Origin of the sequence: Bifidobacterium sp. WCA-178-WT-4B (assembly GCF_009696495.1) — a bacterium.
Lineage (GTDB): Bacteria > Actinomycetota > Actinomycetes > Actinomycetales > Bifidobacteriaceae > Bifidobacterium > Bifidobacterium infantis.
Genome location: NZ_VULV01000003.1, coordinates 79619 through 100990, shown reverse-complemented (window position 1 = coordinate 100990; position 21372 = coordinate 79619). Strand labels below are relative to the sequence as shown.

The following is a 21372-nucleotide window of genomic DNA, read 5'->3' as shown; positions in this document are numbered from 1 at the left end:
CCTTATACCGTTGTTTTCGTGTAGAATCGGCTACCTCTATACTTCTGTTTTCGTGTAAAATAGCATATATCCATACTGTTGTTTTCGTGTAATGAGGTGATTGCTCATGTTGAAGCGCAAGATGCTGGATAAGCTGATCGCATGGAAACAAAAAGCGGGTGGGCGTGAGTCGCTTCTCATCGAAGGCGCTCGCCGCGTGGGCAAAAGTACCATTGTCGAGGAATTCGGCCGCACTCAGTACAAGTCATATATTCTCATCGATTTCGCGCGTTTGCCGCGTGACGTTCGCGACATCTTCGAAAACCAGCGTGATGACTTTGACACATTTTTCATGCTGTTGTCTGCGTATTACCGCACAAGACTGTATGAGCGTGAATCGTTGATTATTTTCGACGAGGTGCAGCGGTATCCGGCGGCGAGGGAGCTCGTCAAATATCTGGTTGCGGATGGCCGATATGACTATGTGGAAACTGGTTCGCTGATCTCCATCAAGAGGAATGTGGCGAATATCGTCATTCCCTCCGAGGAACGGAAAATGGATATGGGGCCGCTCGATTTTGAGGAGTTCTGCTGGGCTATGGGGGAGGAGCTGCTTGCTGAAACGATTCGCAAATCGTTCGAGCGTCTGGTCCCGTTGCCTGATGCTCTGCATAAACGGGGGATGAGGCTGTGGCGCGAATATCTGCTAGTGGGCGGTATGCCGCAGGCGGTTGCCGATTATGTCGAGCATCGCGATTTTGGCGAGGTGGATTCGATCAAGCGTGGCATCCTGCAGCTGTACAGTGATGATATCGGCAAGTTCGCCAATGGCGATGCCGGCCGTGTGCGGGGCATTTTCGCTCAGATTCCAGGGCAGCTGTCCAAGCATGAGAAACGATTCACTCTGGCATCGGTCGATAAGGGGGCTCGATCTCGTGAATACGATTCGGCGTTCTTCTGGTTGGAAGACGCCCGCTTGGTGAACCTGTGCCGTAATTCGACTGACCCTTTGGTGGGGCTGGGATTGTACGAAGATAACGATTCGTTCAAATGCTATATGGCGGATACCGGTTTGCTGGTGTCTCAGGCGTTTGCCGATCGAGAGACAACGCCGGATGATGTGTACCGGGATATTCTGTTCGATAAACTCTCGCTCAACGAAGGAATGCTGGTGGAGAATGCGGTCGCTCAGCAATTCCGGGCGAATGGACGCAAGCTGTATTTCTTCTCGCGCTCGGATAGGGCGGATGCCTCGAAAACCATGGAGATAGACTTCCTCATCGTTCGGGAATACGATAATGCCGCGATGAAGCCTCGCATCAGCCCTATCGAAGTGAAATCCACGAAACGATACGGTGTGTCTTCGCTCGAAAAATTTCGTAAAACATATGCCCAACGATTGGGCAAGGAATACGTTCTGCATCCCCGCCAGCTTGAAGTGGATGGAGAACGCATCAAGCTGCCGTTGTATATGGCCCACTGTCTGTGATTTGTGCTGATTGATGCATGTTTGGGCTGCAAGGTTCAGGCAGTCGAAGAGTGTCCGTTCTGCATAGGACATCCGTGAATATGGCTGGACTCACACTGGCTCGACTGCAGGGAAAGGAGTTGGCATGGGATATTCCATCGGTCAGGTGTTGCGAAAGACTGGGCTGTCCGAACATACGTTGCGCTACTATGACGGCCAAGGTCTTTTGCCCGGTATCGCTTGAACTGGTTCCGGACGGAGATGCTTCGATGACGGCGATCTTGAATTGCTTGATCTCATTGAATGTCTGAAATCCACGGGCATGAGTCTCGCAGAGATCAAGGATTTTGTTGATATGACTAAGCAAGGTGATGCCACGCTCGAATCACGACTTGCTGTTTTTCGCAATCAGCGAGATGTGGTGAAACGTCAAATCGCCGAATTGCGACGCCGGTACATCAAACTTGACGTGGCCATTACATCCGGTGCCTCTTGCACCTCGTCGATGAAAATCAATATCCCTTATGGGAGTAGCATTTTCTGCCTTGTATGTGCAGAATGCCGCATTTCAAAATGGGGTTTTGGCGCAAAATACCGCATTTCAAAGTAGGGTTTGGTGCAAGATGTCGTGCAAATGGTGAATCGGGCGTGTTTGTAGGGGCGGCTGGATGACTGTGCGGCTGGACTGTTGTGCGGCCGCATAAGCATGCGGGCTGTTCGCAAACTATGCGCGGTCGGCCGGCATTCGCCTGCGCTTGAGGTGTTCGATAAGCAGCTCACACTTTTTGACATCCTCGGCGGTCGAGGCCGGTAGGTCGTCGGAGGAGGTGTCGATGATGCGCTGCAGGTAGCCGTGTAGGGTTTGTATCTCGGTTTCATTGAGGCAGTCCAGCATGGAGGAGGTCTGGTCGGGCGCTTTGCCCAGCAGATCGGCGGCCTTGCGGCCCTGGTTGGTGAGGCTGACCATCATGACGCGGCTGTCCCGCCTGGATGGACGGCGGCTGATGTGACCGCTGGCCTCCAGTTTCTTCAACAGTTCGGCCATGGCTTGGCGGCTCATGCCGAACATCGCGGCCAGGTCCTTCTGGCTGGTCTGGTCGGATTCCCTGAGCGTGGACAAGACGCGGCCTTGGCCACGGCGTGGGTCGAAAGCATGTTCGCCGCGCGGCGATTTGGCGCCGGGGGAGACGAGCCGTCTGTGTATCGCGCGATACGCCATGATGCGGCCAATGCTGATGAAACTGCTGAGAACATCGTTCTTGATATCGCCGTCGGCGGTGTTGTGGCTTGTGCCGTTCTCCGCCGATTGACTCGTGGCCATTACGTCGTCGACCGCGTCGTTTCCGGTTACGGCGGCGTTGTTGCTGGTGCTGCTCATGTTCGGAATCCTTACGTCAGTGCTGCATGTTGTCGCCGGTGGATTCGCCGCGATAGCGCATCATCATCGAGCGCTGCATCTCCTGCGCGTTCGGCGGGGTCCAGGTCAGCGCGTTCGCGCCGGCCACGATGGTTTCGGCCATGGACTCGTCGGTCGAACCGCCGCTGGCGAGCAGCGGGATGGAGGGGTGACGCTGCCTGATCTGCTGGACCACGTCAGGCGTCCTGCGGCCGGCCGCCACGTTGATGATGGAGGCGCCGGCCTCGATTTTCTCGTCCAATTCGTCATCGCAGGTCAGAACCGTGGCGATGACCGGGGTGTTCGTGATGCGCGCCACGTCGTACACCGTGGAGGGCGGCGCCGGCGCGTTGAGCACCACGCCCGCCGCACCCTGCATCTCGGCCATCATGGCGAGTTGGATGACGCGCGGGCCGGTGGTGGTGCCACCGCCCACGCCGACGAACAGCGGGGCCTGGGCCACGGTGAGTAGGGCCTGGGTGATGACTGGTTCGCCGGTGAACGGATATACGGCGAGAATGGCGTCGGCATTGGTGTTGCGGATGATGGCCGCGTCCGTGGTGAACGCGAACGAGTGGAGTTGGCGGCCCTGGACGGTGATGCCGGAAGTGCAGCTGATGATGTCGGGAACACGGGCCGCGGAGGAGCTGATGCGGTTTTCGATGGGGTTCGGTCCGTCTACTTGACGGGATTCCGGGTCGTATTCGGTGAGGTCGTTGCTCATGTCATGTGTGATGTTCATGCCGGTCTCCTTTAATAAGGAAGCGAGCGAAGCGTCGCTGGTCGTGTGTCTTTTTCATCCTCTTCAGTAATTATGTCAAGTACCTGACAGATATGAGTATACGACTCCATCAAAGATTGTCAAGTACCTTACGTATTGCTGTTGTGTCGCATTTTTCGACAATGCCAACATGCGTATGTTGTTTGATGCGGATCTGAGTGTGGAACGGCTGATTCCCGCACTGTCGATCGAGTCCGGAACTAGGATCACTCCTGAGGATACGCTCGTCATCTTCGATGAGGTACAGGAGGTGCCGAGGGCGATGACTTCGCTGAAGATGTTCAATGAAGCTGCCCCGGAGTATGACGTCTTGGCCACTGGATCGGCGCTTGGCATCGCCATGTATCTTGGGTTTTCATTCCCGGTTGGCAAGGTCAGTAGACTCAAGCTGTATCCTATGTCTTTTGTTGAATTCCTGTATGCGTGCAAAAAGTATGCCTTGGCCGAAATGCTTGAGTCCAAGGATTTTCCGCTAATTAACGTAATGCATGACAGGGGCATGACTTGGCTGCGGTATTTCATGTATACAGGAGGCATGCCGGAGATCGTTGAAGCGTTCGCCAGTACTCTGCCGAATCCTGACTTCACGTCGGTTCGTAAATTGCAGAATAGTCTGGTCTCCGATTATCGTGACGATTTCTCCAAACATGTTGATATGCGTGATAGTCCCGCCGTCACCACGCTTCGTCTCAATCAGGTATGGGATTCAATTCCTTCCCAGTTGGCGAAAGAGAACAAGAAGTTCGTATACGGCGTGGTGCGAGCTGGTGGACGTGGCAAGGATTTTGAGAGTGCCATACAGTGGCTTGTCGATGCGTCGTTGGCGTTGCGCGCATCCGCCATCGCGCAAGCGGGAACGATCGCATTCCCGGTCACGAGGATTCCACTGGTTCCGCCTCCGGGGATCGGCCGGCTGGATGAGGTCGAGCCGTCGAACGATCAGGGCCAAAGGTAAAGAAATTCGGTATTCTTGCAAGGCTTTTTGGGTTATCCCGCGGGCATGGGTAGACTGGCATGCGGTAGGAGAGATACTCGCTGAAAGGTGCATGCCAGCTCATGGGAACGGGTGACCAGCCGGAAAAGACCAACAACTAAACCAGCGATTGCTGTCGGCTGGCCGGTAATAGCCGTAACTGCAGCGGACGTTCCCCGCTGCAGGTGACACGCATCGCCGGAGGGCAGCTGCAAGTCCAGGTACCGGTCCGTGGCCACCCCAGTCAGCCGCGCTGACAACCCCCGGCATCATACGCGATGTGCACGTCGTGCACTGCTACGTGCCGTCCGCCGGGCTACCCGTCCAGCGAAAGCGTAACCGGGCAGCCAGCCAGTATCGATACATGTCATAACGTAAGGAAGTAGCCCATGCCATCACACGCACGCACGGTCACCAGGAAAACCCATCGCGTTCGCAACGCGCTGCTCGTCGTGCTGCTGTTGCTGGTCGTGTGCGCCGCGGCGGCCGGCTTCAGCGGATTCAAACTGTACAAGTCGGCGATGAGCGCCAAAGCGCACCTCAACAATGTCGTCAACGCGGCCAAGGTCATCAAGGACGGTTCCACCGACGACATGGTCAAGGCGCTGTCCGACGTGAGCTACATCCAGAAGGAGGCGGCCGCCGCCAAGCAGGATGTCAGCGGCGGTCTGTGGACGCTGGCGGAGAAGATGCCCGTGGTCGGCGGTGACGTGAAGACGGCGCGCACCGCCATCGGTACCATCGATGACTTCGCGCAGACCACGCTGCCCCAGCTGGGCAAGGTCGTCACCACACTGACCGGTGCCAGCCTCTCCAGTGGCGATGGGCAGCTCAACATGGAGCCGATCATCGCCGCGGCGCAGCAGCTTGCCACGGTCGACCAGTCCGTGCAATCACAGGCCGGGACGATCCAGGATCTTCCCGACGCCAAACTCGGCGTGGTGAACAACGCGCTGCAGAACGGCAAGACGCAGATGGCCGCCCTGGCGCAGGTGACCGAAAACCTGAGCGGCATGCTCAACATGCTGCCGAACTTCCTCGGTGCGAACGGCGCCCGCAACTACGTGCTGCTGGCCCAGACGAATTCCGAGATCCGCGGAACCGGCGGCCTGATCGGTTCGGCCGGTTCCTTCAGCGCGGACAACGGCAAGATCGCGGTGGGGGAGTTCCACGCGGATGCCGAGTTCCCCTCCAATGCCGCGTTGGATGACGTCAACCAGGACGGTGACGGCACGCTGTACAGCGGACTGTACTTCGGTCAAGTCATCCATAATCTTTCGTCCACGCCGGACTTCCCGCGCGTCGCGTCCATGGCCCAGAAGTTCTGGCAGGCGGCTCCGTTCGGCGGATCGTCCGACGGCGTGATGTCGCTCGACCCCGTCGCGCTGCAGGCGATGATCGGAGCCACCGGCGACGTGACCCTGTCCGACGGGCGCGTGCTCAACGGGTCGAACACCGCCGAATTCCTGCTCAACGGCGCCTACAAGGAACTGACGCCCTCCGCTCAGGACCAGTACTTCAGCGAGACCGCCGCCCAGGCGGTCGCCCACCTGTTCAGCGACATGAACACGCAGAAGCTCATGACCGTCGCCAAGACGATGCTCCGGATGGCCGAGCAGCGGCACCTGTACTTCTGGTCGTTCCACGAGGAGGATCAGGCGGTGCTGCGCAGCGCCGGCGTCACCGGCGAGATTACCAACGACGCGAAGAACCCGGTGACCGGCGTCTACTCCAACGAGATGCAGGCCTCGAAGATGGACTGGTACATCCAGCGCAAGTCGACGGTGAAGAGGACCGGCGACAACACCTACCACGTTACGTATTCGTTCACCAACACCCTGCAGCCGGGCGAGGCCGGATCCCTGCCGGAATACATCACGGCGAACGCCAAGGGAGGCGTGGCGGTGAACCGCGTGGTCATCTACACGCCGGCCGGAGGCGAGGTCAGCAATGTGTCGGCGTCGAACGGCAGTTCCTTCGCACAGGTGCAGGCCAAGGACCATATGACCTACATGGACGACATCTCCCTGGCGCCTCAGGACACGGTGACCATCGAATACGACGTGACCACCGCGGCCGGCTCGGCCAACCTCAAACTGGATCAGACGCCGACCATCGGCGACCCCGCGATCACGTACGAGTATTGATCGGTATTGATCTGTGGGTGTGATCTTGGGATTGTGTGCCCTTATGAAAGCGCGCCGCCGACTCCTCTCGGAACCGGTGACGTGCTTCCGGACGACGATGTCCATTACGATCACGGCAGATCGATAGCCGACAATGTCGTCACGCTGGTTCAGCTAGTTTGAATTGCAGGTGGCGGACGGTGCCCAAGACGAAAGATTCTCGTCCGTCGTTCGGCCGCCGTCGTTGGCCGTGATGATACTGGAGACCATGAAGCTCAGGCGGCGGCAGCCAAGGGCGAAGTCGAGAAAGAGGTGATGGCGTGACACTTGAACAGAGGTCAGATAGCGCGGCGGCGGAGCAGTGCCGAGCATGACCGACAATCAACGGCCGCAGGCGATTGAGGTGCGCGGGGCGCGCGTGCATAACCTCAAGAACATCGACATTGACATTCCGCTGGGTGAACTGGTGGGCGTGGCCGGCGTCTCCGGTTCGGGCAAAAGCTCTCTGGCGCTCGGCGTGCTGTATGCGGAAGGTTCGCGGCGCTACTTGGAAGCGCTGTCCACGTACACGCGCCGTCGACTGACCCAGGCCAGCCGCGCCCAGGTGGACGAAGTGCTGCACGTGCCGGCCGCGCTGGCCCTGCACCAGCGGCCCACGGTGCCCGGCATCCGCTCGACGTTCGGCACGATGACCGAATTGCTCAACAGCCTGCGACTCCTATTCTCCCGCGTCGCTTCGCACGTGTGCTCGCATTGCGGGGCGCGCAACGAGCCCACGCTGAACGTGGCGGCCGGACTGCCCATTACTTGCGTCAGCTGTGGCAAGGAATTCCATGCGCCCGGTGCTGAATCGCTCGCCTTCAACTCGGCCGGCGCCTGCCCGACCTGCTCCGGCACCGGCATCGTGCGCGAAGTAAACCGCGCGGCCCTGGTCCCGGACGAGTCGAAAAGCATCGACGACGGCGCTGTGCTGCCATGGGGCTCGCTCATGTGGGACCTCATGAAACAGGTGTGCGGTGCGATGGGCGTGCGCACCAACGTGCCGTTCAGCGAGCTCACGCCCGAAGAACGCGACATCGTATTCAACGGGCCAGCCGTCAAAAAGCATATTCTTTACAAGCCGAAGAAAGGCGACGATTTCGCCGAACTCGACTTCACCTACTTCAACGCCGTGTACACGGTGGAGAATGCGCTCGCCAAAGCCAAGGACGAGAAGGGCCTGAAGCGTGTGGCCCGGTTCCTCAAGGAGGGGCCGTGCGCCGACTGCAGTGGCACCCGACTGAGCGCCGTCGCCCGGGCTCCGCACGTGCGCGGGCTGAACTTGGCCGAAGCCGGCGCGATGACCTTGGACGCGGCGGCGGATTGGGTGCGCGGAGTGCCGGAATCCCTGCGCCCCGACATGCGGCCGATGGCCACCAACATCTGCGAATCGTTCCTAGACGTGGCCCGACGACTGCTGGATCTGGGGCTCGGCTATCTGGCGCTTGATCGCGCCGGCGCCACACTGTCGACCGGAGAACGCCAACGTGTGCAGCTCGCCCGGGCCGTGCGCAACCGCACCACCGGCGTGCTGTATGTGCTCGACGAGCCATCCATCGGTCTGCATCCCTCGAACGTGGACGGGCTGCTCGGCGTGATGTATGACTTGGTGGCGGACGGCAATTCCGTGGTGGTCGTGGACCATGACGTGCGTGTGCTCAAGGCGTGTGACCATCTCATTGAAATGGGGCTGGTCGCCGGTGCCGAAGGTGGGCATGTGATCGCGCAAGGCCCGGTCGGCGAGGTGGCGGCGAATCCCAGTAGTCGCATTGCGCCGTTCCTATCTGATCAGGTGAGCGCGCGTATACGTGAGCGTGTGGCTGAATCACAGGTGTTCAGCCTTGGCCACATCCGCATGACAACCAGCCAGCTGCATACAGTCAAGCCGCTGGACGTTGATATCCCGCGCGGCCGGCTCGTGGCGGTGACCGGCGTCTCCGGCTCAGGCAAGACCACGGTGGTGCTTGAATCGCTGATTCCCGCGCTCAAAGCGCAGGCAGCGGGGGAGCGGTTGCCGGAACACGTGCTCGAGCTTAAAGCCGAGGGCATCAATCGCGCGAATCTCATTGACGCCACGCCGATTGGCGCAAATGTGCGTTCCACCGTGGCCACCTATGCCGATATTCACGACGAATTGCGCCGCGCCTTCGCCCGCGTGGACGACGCCAAAGCGGGCGGCTGGAAGGCTGGCGATTTCTCGTACAACACCGGCCGACTGCGTTGCCCCACGTGCGACGGCACCGGTTCGATCTCACTCGACGTGCAGTTCCTGCCGGACGTTACCATCGAATGCCCGGATTGCGGCGGATCCCGGTATGCGCCCGAAGCCGGCGCGATTCGGCGTGCGGTTAAGGGAGAATCGCACCTTTCGTTGAGTCTGCCGCAGCTGATGGCGATGAGCGTGGACCAGGCGCTGGCCGTGACCAGCGACCTCAAGAAGGTTCACGCACGTCTGACCACCCTGCACGACTTGGGCCTCGGCTACTTGACGCTCGGCGAACCGACGCCGGCGCTTTCGGGCGGCGAAGCCCAGCGGCTGAAACTCGCCAGCGAAATGGGCAAGGCCCAATCGGACGCGGTATTCGTGTTCGATGAGCCGACCATCGGTCTGCACCCGTTCGACGTGCGCGTGCTGCTGGGCGTGTTCGACCGGCTCGTGGCGAGCGGCGCAACAGTCGTGGTCATCGAACATGACCTTGACGTGATCGCCAATGCGGACTGGATCATCGACATGGGTCCGGGCGGTGGCGAAAGCGGTGGACGCATCGTCGCCACCGGAACGCCGGAACAAATCGCGGCCAATCCGAACAGCATCACCGGGCGGTACGTGTCTGGCTACCGCAAATCGGAGAAATTGCCGGTCATGTAGCGGTTTGCCCCAGTGAAGATAGGCGATTATTTGAAGTCGATTTCTTGTTCTCCCTCGTTGTAGATATCAACTCGGTTTTCGATGGTGATGGCGTCCACTCGCCATCCCCAAGCCATGCACTCTCGCTTGAAGTCCTCAATGCGGTTGCGGCCTTCCATCTCGCGGAGGGTAACGACCACGCTGAAAGGCAAGGAGCGCGGTCCATCCTCGGCCTTGCGTTCCCAGCGCTCTTTGGCTAGTAATGATATGCCCCAAAATCCTTGCGGAGTATAGGTTTTTCGTGCTGCGAACCGGTTTTTCTCAATATCGGAGATGTGTTTGACGTTATCCCATTTCCGATATCGTGGACGAGCTGCACCTTCGGGTAGGTTGATTTGTTGCGATCCTGCCTGCGTATTGCCATTGACGGATTCAATGGTCGATTTGGCATCAGGATTCTTTTTCAACTTCTTCGCTGATGGTGGTTTCACTCTGCCGAAATGAAGGTCCAGTTCGGTTTTTGTATAGTCGACCCCTTGATGACGATCGCATTGGGGACAATAACAGAGCGTGGCGCGGGCCATGAACGGATGCCTGCCTTTGTTGTCGATTGGGACCGGCAACTGAATTTGGTATGTCTCATACAATTCGGAAATGCCGGAAACGATGAATCGGATTTCATTGTTCGGCGTCTCAAGGATGTCTTCAATACGAATCGGAGGCACGCCGAATCCGAGGGTCCGCCAACTATCTTCGTCATGCATGCTCCAAGTGGCGGCGGCATCGATAAGCAGCGCTTTGGCGGTTTGACGAGAAAATCCCATTACATATATGAGGTAGGCGATTTTACGTGTAATCCAAGGTGCCGCCAAAGACGTGCCAGTATCCTTGACGATTCCTTGTGTGGACCACGCTCGCATGGGTATGTCCTTATCGCCGCCATAGTAGGCGATATCCGGCTTATGGAAGAACTCAAGCACCGGCCCCCTTCGCGAGTAATCCGTAGCTGATCCCGTGCTGTCGCAGGCGGTGACCACCAACGAATTGATGGAGTCGGCAGGCGAACCGATGCGCATGTGGGTGCGAGGGGGAGTGCCTTTCGGTAGGTTTGTGCCGGCTACGATGAATATCACATCATACTTGAACTGGAGTGTATCCAATAGGGCGGCGATAGGGGAAACGAAGTTTTCGGGAATCTGAGTATCTGTGCCGAGAGACAGGTTCCAGACCTTGATATTCAGATTGTCTCTGACGATTTCATCGATTTGTTCCATGATGGTCAGCGCACTGTTTGCAGTGTCGCGTGCAATGGCGAAGTGCTTGACTCGGAACCGTCCACACCCGTCATCCAGCCAAGGATTCAGAGCCGGCCCATCCACAATGATGGAGGTAATCTCGGTACCGTGCTGCATATCCTTCTCGGTCATGTCGAGTTCCTTGAGGCGGTCGTCATATGTCACCCATTCGGCGAAGTACGATGTTTCGTCGAAGCCGGTGTCGATGACTCCGATGGTGGGCTCGTTGGAAGGCGCGGGGATCAAAGGCGCTTGTCTGCTGGATGGGTGCGGCTGGAATCGTGGCTCTTGCGCGAAATCCCCAACCGTTGTGGACATTGCTATGAGATATGGGGCGGTCCGGCGAATTCGATTGATAACCGTTTCGGTGTTGGCGATGAATGTTAGTCTGTCAATGAGTTGATAATCGGTGGGAGATAGTTCCAACTTCGTCAGCAACTGTTCTGCGGTCAGTATTCCGGTATCAAATAAGGTTATGAACGAACCTGTAGAATCGTCGACCGGTGTTTGCGGAAGAGAGAAGGCGTGAACGTAGTAAGAGTCTTTCACGATTTGTGCGAATTCGGTCTTATACAGGCCGTCAGGCATGTTCTGCTTGCTCTTGTTGAACAGGTCAAGGGCCGCCGAGTCGATGGTTCCGGCGAATCGTGCATCCTCGAGAAGATATTTGGCATAACGATGCAAAAGGTCGATGGTGTCTTCGATGGTTCCCGAAGGAACGCAATATGTGATGACATGATGAGGCAAACCATCGTCGCCTTTTTCGAAGCGTGCGCCGACGACGGAACTATTGACCGGAGTGTCCGGGGCTTGACGGAGCAGACGCATAACGCGGTTACTCTTGGCCACGACATCGCGATAATGGGCCTCGATAAGAATGTAGTCGCCAATAATCGAATCTTTGGGCCATGCGTCGAGTGTTTGATGCAGCTCATCTGCTAAGGATAAGAGCTTGGCAACGGTCACTTGCTTTCCCGTTGGAATTCGTGCAGGGCCGCCGGATCCGGATCCGGGGCGAGCGTCAAAAGGTCTTTGAAGTTCCAAAAGAGCGTTCACGGTGTGTTACGCCTCCACGATTTTCCGCGCAGCGGTACTTTTTGATACACCGCTCAGCGCTTCGATTTCCTTGAGCGTGAAGCCTTCCTCTCGCAACTCGGTAGGGTTGTTCGGCTCGTGTCCAAGCGCCGAGGCATAGAATCTGCGTAAATAATCAGTGCTGATGTCCGGCGAACTAAACGCAAGACTTGTACGAATAAGATTCTTCATATCGCCTGGATAGGGTATATGGGGCATAAGGGCGATAATCTTGGAAAACAGCCGTTTGTTCGGTGTGGCATGGGGAAGCTTGTTCACGTAATGCTGCATTAGCGTCTCCGCAACCGCGGCAAGGTCCTCTTCTGTATATCGGTTGAAATCAACGGTGGCATCGAACCGGCGGCGAAGCGCCGGATCGAAGGCATCATACAGATTGGTGGTGGCGATAAGCGTCACGTCACGGTTGAGCGAATCCAAACCTTTGAGGATCGAGGACGTCGCGCGTCCCATCTCACGCACGTCGTGTGAGTTCATCCGGTCCAACGCTACGGTGTCGATCTCATCGAACAGGATGATGACCTTATCTGGGTGGGCGAGCTCGTTAATTTGCTGGAACAGGGTATTGATATTTTTAGCTGTCTGGCCAAGCCTACTGTCAACGAGCAAGCTGGTTTCCACCATGTACAGGTCTCGGGAGAGGATGCGTGCCATCTGCTTGGCGGATTCCGTTTTCCCTGTTCCGGGTGCGCCTTGGAACAGGAAACGATTCACCCCGAAAGCATTGCCCACAGCATTGATAATGCCTCGCAGGTCATCGCGTATTGCGTTAGGCAGAGGAAGCGGATCGTCATCCAGGGTGACTACACGCGCGGCATCGGGAATGGCATTGGCGAAACCGTGGGATTGCGGACTGAGCGCATTGGTGTTGGCAATCAGCGCGTTCACGTATTGACTGAGTATCACGTCACCGGAAGTTTGAAAATCACTGGCGATTTTGCGCGCTTGCTGGATGAATCCGGCCTCATTGTGGTCCATGTGGTATTTGATGAGATTCACCACATCGTTTTTCTTCACAGGGATATACCGTCCTTTGCTTTGCAGTACGCCGATTTCACGGCATAATCGCCGTAAGCATCGACTGCTTCATCCAAATTGTCCATAAGATAGTAGCGTTTGTCCTCTTCCGGATTGCGAATGATGGCGTTGCGTAGCGAAAGAATGAGCTCGGGGTTTTGCGTTTGCTCGACAAGTTCGTCGAATACTTCGCTGAGCCAAGACAGCTCATCGGCGGAGCACTGGGTATCGATGAACTTGATGGTATCCGGTACATCGCTGACGCAGACGACAACCATATCTTTCCAAGACCGTTCAACCATGATGTCATCCTCATCGACCGTGTTCGCACGCTGTTCGATGGATTGGCGAATATCCATGTTTATCGCCGTCCTTTCGTCTTGGGTTGGTTCTCTGCCGGAAATATGGTTTGAATCTGTCCGTTGCGTTTGATGATTCCTACGCGAACGCCTTTATAGGTGCCCCACAGGATGATTCCTTCCGGTTTATGGCGGTTGAACTTCAATCCGCTGACGTGTTCGCCGGCCCTGACGATGTCTTCCATGGTCCATTGGCTCGGAAACCACATCTGTCCGGCGCGGTCGCGCTTTTTCTTCGCGGCATGACCGGTTACCCGTCCCCGTCGCACCCCATTGGGATAAACCTTGTCGATGTGATAGGTGAATCCGTATTTAGTGAGTAGATCGATGTTCGCCTGCCCGTGTCCGCCGCTTCGCATCTTCCGCGGTCGGCCGGTTCTGGGATCATGCGTGAACACCCCATCAATGCTGTGTATCAACGCCTGATGATGTACTCGATTGCTCCCACCTGAGGTGTAGTAGATTCCTGACTCACCGGTTCCCATAGCGATGCTCCTTCGTACGGTGGGTCCATGAGGCGTAAGTACGGAACTCCGCATCCTCCCAATACTGGCCGAATACCTCCGCCGGCATGATTCCATTGACGATCACGCGAGAGGGTTTCAGTGCGGTCATCATGGCGTCAAGGCCTGAAGAAAACAGTTGCTTCTCCTTGCGCGAGGAAATGCAGCCCACGGTGCTGATGGCGACCATACTGTGTTGCGCTATGCCGCGAAAACAGAAATCGAAGGTTCGTTCGTCTCCCCAACGGACGTTCGGAACGACCGGCAGTCCGACACGCTGAAAATAGTGCCCGATGATGCGGCTGCGGTATACGTTGGCCTGCAGTACAGGCAACGGCGCGTTCCAATATAACGAGAAGTCAGGGGCGATAACACCGTCGAACTCGCGTAGCTTGGGAATGTAGCGGTCGGGATTGGCCGCTAACGCACGAAATCTCGTGTCGTCCTCGTAGAAGTGGATGAAGGCGTGTCTGTTCGTGGTTTTGTTTCGCTTGTCAAATGGGACGAGATCCCTGGGCATGGGCACGGTGCTGGGTAAAGGCTTGATGCGGGGGTACCCGTGGTCAAGAAGGGCTCCTTCCAGCAGCCATGGTGCGAATCCGTCATCTGCGATATTACGTCGCGTGCTCATCGGACACCAACCTTTCATGGTCGTTCGGTGGATTTCCGGACGAATCCGGAACTTTCCTCGCTGAAAGTGCCATGATGGTGTGTTGCGGTCGAGCATCATCATGGCTCCTCCGGCGGGTGCGTGGGAATGTGCAAGATTCCCACGCACCATCTTCAGTTTTCCAAGTCGGTGATTCCATCGTCTTGGTTTATCTATGAGTATACACCTTGGTACGGTGAATACGATTCTTGGAACTAGAAATGCGAACGAGTAGGGAAACAAATGTTCCAATATCAACGAAAAGCACGAAAATCATCGGCGTGTTGCATCCATGGGTCTCCTGATGAGGGTCGCAGCGCGCGCATTACTTATCGATGGTCGCTTGACCGTTCATCAGTAGGGGCAGCAGCCAGTCGCGTAGATTGGCGAGATGGATGTTTTCCTTATAAAGCTTTGCGATTTGATTGTGCATAGGTGAATAAAGCTTCGAAAAAACGCAAAGTAGTTCCTTCGGTGGCATCGCTACGGGATACCGCATCATATGCTCTTTGTCTCCTCGAGGCATTTTTGAGCCTTTGGCTCCGATAGACACATAAGAGAAGAATCGATTGGCCGCCATGGTCTGGTACAGCCACTCTGTATGTTCTCGATGCTTCGCGCGGAATACAAGAACATCAGCGCAACACCCTCCGATGCGGTCAGACAACCATATTTTTTTGAAATAAGGGCGAATGTTCGACAGCAGTATGTCGTTCTGTTGGAATCTAGTGACGCGACCTTCCACAGGCAGATAAGCGGAGGGACATATGCCGCCACGTTTTTTGAGCATGTTGTCGGTGCTAATGTAGTTATCGACAGATAAACCTATATGTGAACATTTGTCATCCACTAAATCCACTATCTCACGGAGATGGATAGTTCCCCAGTCTTTGGGGATATCGCGGTGAAGAGCTTCGTTGTGAACCATGGCTCCACCGGAGGAACGGTAGGGGTTGCCGTACTCGTCGGGGAAATCGAACTGGGTGAACCAGTAGTCGTATATGGTGCGTGCCAATGATTCTAATTCGGTGATGATTCTCGTGTTCGTCTCAATTTTCTTATCGATGGACGAAAGTAGGGAGACGATGTAATTTTGTTGTTGGATATCTGGTAATGACAATTCAATATTAGATAATATGTCTGTATTGAGATTAGGCATATTTGAACCAACTGCGTGAGCGCGCAAATATTGTTTGCTTTCAGGATTATTCAAATAATATGATCATGACGAGAGTGCCGTTGAGAGTCGAGGTGTTCATCGCAGGTGGTTCTTCCTTTCGTCGGAATACTCATTGTAAAGCCTGTCGACGGTTGTACCGACCTGTTGCCCGGTGAGCATTATGTCATCATTCCTGAACGCCTGAATAACCTTCGGTCCGAGTGCCTGTTTGAACACCGCCGGCTGATCGAGCGCGGCCGCGTTGCTGCTCACCATCGCGTCGATCGCACGCTTGGCGGCGGAAAGAATCTCGAACAATTGCCGCTCGCTACTGGTCACCGGCTTGGCGTCGCGCATCATTTCCTTATGGATACGCATGTACTTTTCGTCGCCGCCGTACCTGCCGGTGAGCAGAGCGTTCTTCCGGTTGAGCTCGTCCGCTTGACGCTTCAATTCTTCGATTTCACCGATCAAATCGGTCATTTCGCCGGTGGTGATCTCCTGCATGTTGGCATGAACAAGCTTCTCGCGGAGATTCTCCATGAGATTCACATATTCAGGATCTTTGGGGTCGGCATTGTTCGTGAACGAGCTGCCTGTGGTGCGAATGGTGCGTTTGAGCTTATCCGCCACTGTTAACTCCTGAGTACCTTCGTTTTTGAAACTGAACTCCATGTTGTCCAGCAGGATATTGAGACTGCCGGTGGAGAGCCTGCCCAGCGCAAGGGCCTTTTGCTGGTTGATGCGATCAATACGAAGATTCACCTCGTTCAACAGTTTGCCGAACAAACCGATGTCGAAGTGCTCCGTCAATTCGTCATGGCCGTACAAAGTGGCCAGATTGCGCAGCTCCTTGTACCGGTTAAGCGCCCTGCGGATGGTATAGAGTTCGTTCTCGTCCTGAATGGCGCTGATCTCCTTCGCGAAGGCGTATTCATTGTTAGTGCTGTACTTCCACAGCACCTCCTTGATATGATTCAGGTCTTCCTTGATGGCTTTCGGATCGTCGAACATGCTGGCATACCGTGAGGTATCGTCACCGAACTCCTTGTTAAGTTCGGTCAGATAATCTTGGTTGGTCTTGTCGAACTGTTTGGAGATATCCACGAAATCGACCACGAAACCATGGTCCATGTTCTTGTACGGGCGGTTCACACGGGTGAGCGCCTGCAGCAGGTTATGTGCCTTCAGCTGCCGGCATAGATACATCTTCTTGAGCCTCGGCGCATCGAAGCCGGTCAGCAGCATGTTGAACACCACGAGGATGTCGATCTCGCCTCGTTTGAAACTCAGCTGTATATCTCGTTGCTCTTCCTTGGTGCCTTCATCGTAGAGCACAAGTGCGGAAGAGATATCCGTGTCGTACTGCTGCAGCGCGGCATGGATGTTGCGAGCTTGTCGGGAGGTTCGCGCAACAATCATCGCGCCGATGTTGTCGCAATCGTGTCCCATAGCGATGCGCGAATACAGAAGGTCATCCACGATGTATTCCGTCAGCGGATTGATGAAATTAGGGTGTTCACAGACTTCGTCGAGATCGGTGAGCTGATCGACCTCCTGCAAGGTCTCCATGATTTCCCGCATCTTTACACGGAACTGAGGCTTGACATCCTCTCGAAGTAAGCGAAGCGTGTGCCCGTCGGCGATGGACCGATCATAAAAATACGTGTGAATATAGTCGCCGAACACCTGTTTGGTATCTGCCCCGCCTTTCTGCTTGATCAGCGGAGTGCCAGTCAATGCGATGCGCACTGCGTCGCGATCCGCATTGAATAACGCGGCAAGGAAACTCTTGCCAGGCTTATATTCACGGTGCGCCTCGTCGATGAAGAACAGTCGTTGTTCATGCAAACCGTATTCGGCCGTGATGACTTGGGCATCCTCGCTGAACTTCTGAATGTTGACCACCGCGATTTTGGCGTTGGGGATGGTCTCGCTGTCCGCCGTAACGTTCCACGCTGATGGCTGTTGTAGCAGCTTTACGAAGTCCTCTCGGGAATCTGCCCTGAGCACCTGCGCACCACGGGCCTGAAACTCGTCGGCGGCCTGATTCGCCAGATCGATGCGGTCCACGATGAAGAACGTGTGGAGTACGTGATTGCGGTTCTGATAGTGGTCTCGCAGATATCGCGTCAGCAGGAATGCCAGCTCGGTCTTTCCGCTGCCCTGCGTATGCCAGATCACGCCCTGCTTCGTTCCCGCATCGAGGGTTCTCTTCACCGCCTGTGAGGCGAAGAACTGTGGATAGCGCATGATGTGTTTCTCAATCACATGGACGCCGGCGTCGTTGACATAATTCTTGTAGCAGATGCTATAGTGCAGCAGGAACAGGAGCCTCTTATGGGAGAACAGCGAGGTAATGATGCTGTTCGCGGGATTTCGTGGATTGACGGCGTCATCCCATTGAGGGGTATCCAACAGGGAGATCAGATTGTTGTCTTGCAGGATGCGTTGTTCGTTTTCATGGTCTCGTGGGGCAGTCGATTCGAGTAATGTCTGTGCGTCATCTGTTTCCTCCCGGAAGCGATTCAGCCTCACGTTCCCGTAGGCACTGGTCGCGTAGAACGACCCTTGGATTGGTTCCCGATCGTTGTCGTCATACGGTTGATCATTGCTGAATGCCATGATCTGGGTAATATTGGCAAACTTGCGAAAGAACGGCTGCTTGAAACGCGTGTACATGCGATCGCGCTCCGCGATGATGCCATTGCGGTTGTTCAGACGCTTGACCTCCATGAAGCATAAAGGCATACCATTGACCAAGAAAGTGATATCCGGGCGGAAATTGTCGTCATCGTACGCATAAGTCAATTCCGTGACAACGGTGAAATCATTACGATTCGGATTTTCAAAATCGATGAGTTTATACCCGTCGAGTCCGTGCTGAAGTAAATCGAAGAACGAGCGACCTACGTCCTCGCTGCTCAAGGCGGCATTGATTTTGGCGATGAGGAATCTGCTTCGCTCATCATCGATATCGGTGCTTGGATTCAGCCGGCGAAGAGCTTCCGTAAACAGATTGAAGAAAATATTGGTAGCTGCATCATAATCGGTGCCGGGCTTGTCGTGTCTGATGGATCGATAGTGCCAGCCCAATCGCGTGGCATGAACCAAAGCCGGAACCTTCACGCACTTGTCCTCTGGGCCGTGCATCGTCTTCCCCATCGTCGTCGAATATGACCGCTTCCAATACTAGCGGAAATATGGTGAAAACCCGGGGTAAGACGAGGACTGGGTAATGAAGATTTGCGTGGATGGAGCACTGAAGCTTGACAGGGCCGATACGAGACCGCATGCTATTCCACACCATGTGAACGGTAAACGAATCGGCGTATAGTGTCGGCTCATGGTGCAGATTCATGGCATTAGACGCGCAAGCGCGGACGCGAAATATCGGCAGATGACCGGGCAGCCGGTCAAGCCGCTGATTCTCAAACTGTGCTTGCCGGCCGTCATCTCCAACTTGGTGACCACCGCCTACAATCTCACGGACACGTTCTTTATTGGTCAGCTCGGCACCGCGCAGTCCGGTGCTATCGGCATCGCGTTCTCCATCATGACCGTGATGCAGGCGCTCGGCTTCTTCTTCGGCAACGGCGCGGGCAACTCGATGAGTCGCGAACTCGGCAAGCAGAACAATGATCGCGCCTCCCGACTACTGGCCGTGGGCTTTGCGGGCGCGGTGATCTCCGGTTTGGTGATTGCCGCAATCGGGCTGCTGACCCTGCGGCCACTTGTCGTCATGCTGGGCTCGACCTCGACGATTGCCCCATACGCCGTGCAATATCTGACGCCGTTGCTGGTCGCCGCACCCTGCGTGTGCGGTTCGTTCGCACTCAACGGACTGCTGCGATACCAAGGGCAATCGACGTTCGGCATGATCGGGCTGGTTTCCGGCGCATTGCTGAATTTCCTGCTTGCGCCATTGTTCATTTTCGTGGCCGGTCTGGGGATTTTCGGTGCCGGCCTCGCCACCGCCATCTGCCAGACGGTGAGCTTTACGATTCTGACCACGATGAGCCGCAAATTCGGCGTGATGAAACTGTCCCTGCGCAATTGCAAGCCGGATGTGCTGCTCATGCGCGAAGTGGCTGGCGGCGGCCTGCCTTCGCTGATCCGCCAAGGCGCCGGCTCGATTTCCGTGACTTGCGTGAACATCGCCGCCAACCCGTTCGGCGACGCGGCCATCGCCGGCATAGCCATCGTGATGCGCATCATGTTGGGCGCCAATTCGGTGATCGTGGGTCTCGGCCAAGGCTTTCAGCCGGTGTGCGGCTACAACTACGGTGCCGGCCTGTTCGCGCGAGTCAAAGAGGGATATTGGTTCTGCGTGCGGCTCGCCACCTGCGTGCTCGTGGCGTTGGCAGCGCTGCTGTGGATTTTCGCGCCGCAACTGGTCGAGATCTTCCGTTCCGACCCGGCCGTGGTGGCGGTGGGCGTGGCAGCGCTGCATATTCAATGCTGCACGGTGATTCTCAACGGCTTCAACATGATGGGCAATATGATGACCCAGACCATGGGCCGCACCGGCATCGCCTCGTTCCTGGCCTTGTGCAGGCAAGGCCTGTTCCTGGCGCCAATCGTGCTGATTCTGCCGATGATGTTCGGCGTGCTCGGCGTGGAAATGGCCCAATCGGTGTCCGACGTGCTGACATTCGTGGTCACCATCCCGTTCATGCGGCGAATCCTGCACGAATTGCGGTAGATGTCATCAAGATTTTCGACTTCCAGACCAGGTGGACCGAGCATATCTCGCTGAATCTCTGTAGTTTTTCCTTACCGTTGCGTTCATTAGGTCGATTATGCGTTCATTAGGTCGGTGCCCTGCTTAGCATGAGATAATGAGCATTGGAATGAAGCCATTCTTGAAGGCAGTGTTCATCACAAGTGACCTAATGAACGCATAATCGACCTAATAAATGAATGGCGGATGGCTAATATGGAGCCTGAATGCAGAATATGAAACGTATGAAAGCCAACCAGGCACACAAGTGGCCTGTGCCGGAGCGCATCGAATCGCTGTACCACACCATGGCTGACGCACTCGGCCCGACCGGATGGTGGCCGGCGGAGACCACGTTCGAGATTATGGTGGGCGCGGTGCTGACGCAGAATACGGCGTGGAGCAATGTGGATCGTTCGCTTGCGGCGTTGAAAGCGGAGGATGCGCTCGAACCCCATGCGTTGGCGGCCATGGAGCCGGAGCGTTTGCAGGAACTGATTCGACCGTCAGGCTTTTATGTCAACAAATCCAAGACCGTACAGTCGCTGAGTCGGTGGTATGTGGAGCGTTACGGGGCCGCGCCCGAGGGTGCCGCGGCTATTTCCGATGCCGAATTACGGGCCGAGTTGCTTGGATTATTTGGTATTGGCGGCGAGACGGCCGACGATCTGATGCTGTACGTGTTCTCGCGCCGCACATTCGTGGCCGATACCTACGCGCGGCGGCTGTTCGCCTTCCTCGGATTCGACGTGCCGGCCGGCTATCCGGCATTCCACAAGGCCTATTCGCCCGTGGTGCTGAGCACGAGCCTCAGCGTTGGGGATTTGCAGGAGTTCCATGGGCTTATCGACGAGTTCGGCAAGGCATACCGCGATGACGCGGCAAAAAGTGAGTCGTTCTTGGGTGTAAGCCTCACACAAAATGGTGCTCAATAAGAAAAGTGTGAGGCTCGCACAGCGCCAATC

General features: G+C 56.2%; 15 protein-coding genes and 1 pseudogene. 7 read left to right on the top strand and 9 right to left on the bottom strand.

Translation table 11 applies throughout. The annotated features are described in order from the left end of the window. The first annotated feature begins 106 nt into the window (after window positions 1-106). Both FYJ31_RS03700 and FYJ31_RS13020 read left to right on the top strand, forming a co-directional pair. Window positions 107-1468, top strand: coding sequence for an ATP-binding protein (locus FYJ31_RS03700; protein ID WP_195839433.1), 1362 nt, complete (start codon window positions 107-109; stop codon window positions 1466-1468). 124 nt (window positions 1469-1592) lie between these two features. Then, window positions 1593-2057, top strand: a pseudogene (locus FYJ31_RS13020) (MerR family transcriptional regulator). 114 nt (window positions 2058-2171) lie between these two features. On the opposite strand, the gene FYJ31_RS03685 reads toward FYJ31_RS13020, so the two are convergent. Both FYJ31_RS03685 and FYJ31_RS03680 read right to left on the bottom strand, forming a co-directional pair. After that, window positions 2172-2825, bottom strand: coding sequence for a MarR family winged helix-turn-helix transcriptional regulator (locus FYJ31_RS03685; protein ID WP_154536011.1), 654 nt, complete (start codon window positions 2823-2825; stop codon window positions 2172-2174). Between the two features lie 16 nt (window positions 2826-2841). Then, on the bottom strand, window positions 2842-3585 hold the full coding sequence (locus FYJ31_RS03680) for a dioxygenase (protein WP_032744424.1): 744 nt from the start codon (window positions 3583-3585) through the stop codon (window positions 2842-2844). Window positions 3586-3754: 169 nt separating this feature from the next. Between FYJ31_RS03680 and FYJ31_RS03675 the strand changes: the two genes are divergently transcribed. From FYJ31_RS03675 to FYJ31_RS03665, 3 genes are all read left to right on the top strand, one after another. Beyond that, a complete protein-coding gene (locus tag FYJ31_RS03675; protein WP_195839432.1) occupies window positions 3755-4579 on the top strand; it encodes an ATP-binding protein in 825 nt (274 codons plus the stop codon). Window positions 4580-4986: 407 nt separating this feature from the next. After that, window positions 4987-6744 carry a DUF4012 domain-containing protein gene (locus FYJ31_RS03670; RefSeq protein WP_154536010.1) on the top strand — a complete coding sequence of 586 codons (1758 nt, stop codon included), beginning with the start codon at window positions 4987-4989 and terminating at the stop codon, window positions 6742-6744. A 349-nt stretch (window positions 6745-7093) separates the two neighbouring features. Continuing rightward, the gene (locus FYJ31_RS03665; protein ID WP_154536009.1) at window positions 7094-9631 is read left to right on the top strand and encodes an excinuclease ABC subunit UvrA; all 2538 of its coding nucleotides are present in this window, start codon (window positions 7094-7096) and stop codon (window positions 9629-9631) included. A gap of 26 nt (window positions 9632-9657) precedes the next feature. On the opposite strand, the gene FYJ31_RS03660 is transcribed toward FYJ31_RS03665, so the two are convergent. The 7 genes from FYJ31_RS03660 to FYJ31_RS03630 all read right to left on the bottom strand — a co-directional run bounded on the left by FYJ31_RS03660 (window position 9658) and on the right by FYJ31_RS03630 (window position 18837). After that, on the bottom strand, window positions 9658-11871 hold the full coding sequence (locus FYJ31_RS03660) for a S8 family peptidase (RefSeq protein ID WP_154536008.1): 2214 nt from the start codon (window positions 11869-11871) through the stop codon (window positions 9658-9660). Window positions 11872-11967: 96 nt separating this feature from the next. Continuing rightward, window positions 11968-13014 carry an ATP-binding protein gene (locus tag FYJ31_RS03655; protein WP_136500278.1) on the bottom strand — a complete coding sequence of 349 codons (1047 nt, stop codon included), beginning with the start codon at window positions 13012-13014 and terminating at the stop codon, window positions 11968-11970. Next, window positions 13011-13373, bottom strand: a complete 363-nt coding sequence (locus FYJ31_RS03650) for a hypothetical protein (protein WP_136500279.1) — start codon at window positions 13371-13373, stop codon at window positions 13011-13013. Before FYJ31_RS03650 ends, FYJ31_RS03655 begins: the two co-directional genes overlap by 4 nt. A 2-nt stretch (window positions 13374-13375) precedes the next feature. Further along, window positions 13376-13858 carry an EndoU domain-containing protein gene (locus FYJ31_RS03645; protein ID WP_054321922.1) on the bottom strand — a complete coding sequence of 161 codons (483 nt, stop codon included), beginning with the start codon at window positions 13856-13858 and terminating at the stop codon, window positions 13376-13378. Beyond that, a complete protein-coding gene (locus tag FYJ31_RS03640) occupies window positions 13845-14609 on the bottom strand; it encodes a DUF4417 domain-containing protein (RefSeq protein WP_168796072.1) in 765 nt (254 codons plus the stop codon). The genes FYJ31_RS03645 and FYJ31_RS03640 overlap by 14 nt, the downstream gene beginning before the upstream one ends. Before the next feature lie 241 nt (window positions 14610-14850). Next, complete coding sequence (locus FYJ31_RS03635; RefSeq protein WP_268234333.1) at window positions 14851-15711, bottom strand: restriction endonuclease subunit S; 861 nt, start codon at window positions 15709-15711, stop codon at window positions 14851-14853. A 69-nt stretch (window positions 15712-15780) separates the two neighbouring features. Further along, complete coding sequence (locus FYJ31_RS03630) at window positions 15781-18837, bottom strand: DEAD/DEAH box helicase family protein (protein WP_168796073.1); 3057 nt, start codon at window positions 18835-18837, stop codon at window positions 15781-15783. A 193-nt stretch (window positions 18838-19030) separates the two neighbouring features. Between FYJ31_RS03630 and FYJ31_RS03625 the strand changes: the two genes are divergently transcribed. Further along, a complete protein-coding gene (locus tag FYJ31_RS03625; RefSeq protein WP_154536006.1) occupies window positions 19031-20389 on the top strand; it encodes an MATE family efflux transporter in 1359 nt (452 codons plus the stop codon). A gap of 245 nt (window positions 20390-20634) precedes the next feature. Next, the gene (locus tag FYJ31_RS03620; protein ID WP_154536005.1) at window positions 20635-21342 is read left to right on the top strand and encodes an endonuclease III domain-containing protein; all 708 of its coding nucleotides are present in this window, start codon (window positions 20635-20637) and stop codon (window positions 21340-21342) included. Window positions 21343-21372: the final 30 nt, after the last annotated feature.

Coding starts and splice junctions, on each gene's coding strand:
- FYJ31_RS03700 (WP_195839433.1), top strand. CDS start 107: ATGTTGAAGCGCAAGATGCTGGATAAGCTGATCGCATGGAAACAAAAA.
- FYJ31_RS03685 (WP_154536011.1), bottom strand. CDS start 2,825: ATGAGCAGCACCAGCAACAACGCCGCCGTAACCGGAAACGACGCGGTC.
- FYJ31_RS03680 (WP_032744424.1), bottom strand. CDS start 3,585: ATGAACATCACACATGACATGAGCAACGACCTCACCGAATACGACCCG.
- FYJ31_RS03675 (WP_195839432.1), top strand. CDS start 3,755: ATGCGTATGTTGTTTGATGCGGATCTGAGTGTGGAACGGCTGATTCCC.
- FYJ31_RS03670 (WP_154536010.1), top strand. CDS start 4,987: ATGCCATCACACGCACGCACGGTCACCAGGAAAACCCATCGCGTTCGC.
- FYJ31_RS03665 (WP_154536009.1), top strand. CDS start 7,094: ATGACCGACAATCAACGGCCGCAGGCGATTGAGGTGCGCGGGGCGCGC.
- FYJ31_RS03650 (WP_136500279.1), bottom strand. CDS start 13,373: ATGGATATTCGCCAATCCATCGAACAGCGTGCGAACACGGTCGATGAG.
- FYJ31_RS03645 (WP_054321922.1), bottom strand. CDS start 13,858: ATGGGAACCGGTGAGTCAGGAATCTACTACACCTCAGGTGGGAGCAAT.
- FYJ31_RS03640 (WP_168796072.1), bottom strand. CDS start 14,609: ATGATGATGCTCGACCGCAACACACCATCATGGCACTTTCAGCGAGGA.
- FYJ31_RS03630 (WP_168796073.1), bottom strand. CDS start 18,837: ATGCACGGCCCAGAGGACAAGTGCGTGAAGGTTCCGGCTTTGGTTCAT.
- FYJ31_RS03625 (WP_154536006.1), top strand. CDS start 19,031: ATGGTGCAGATTCATGGCATTAGACGCGCAAGCGCGGACGCGAAATAT.
- FYJ31_RS03620 (WP_154536005.1), top strand. CDS start 20,635: ATGCAGAATATGAAACGTATGAAAGCCAACCAGGCACACAAGTGGCCT.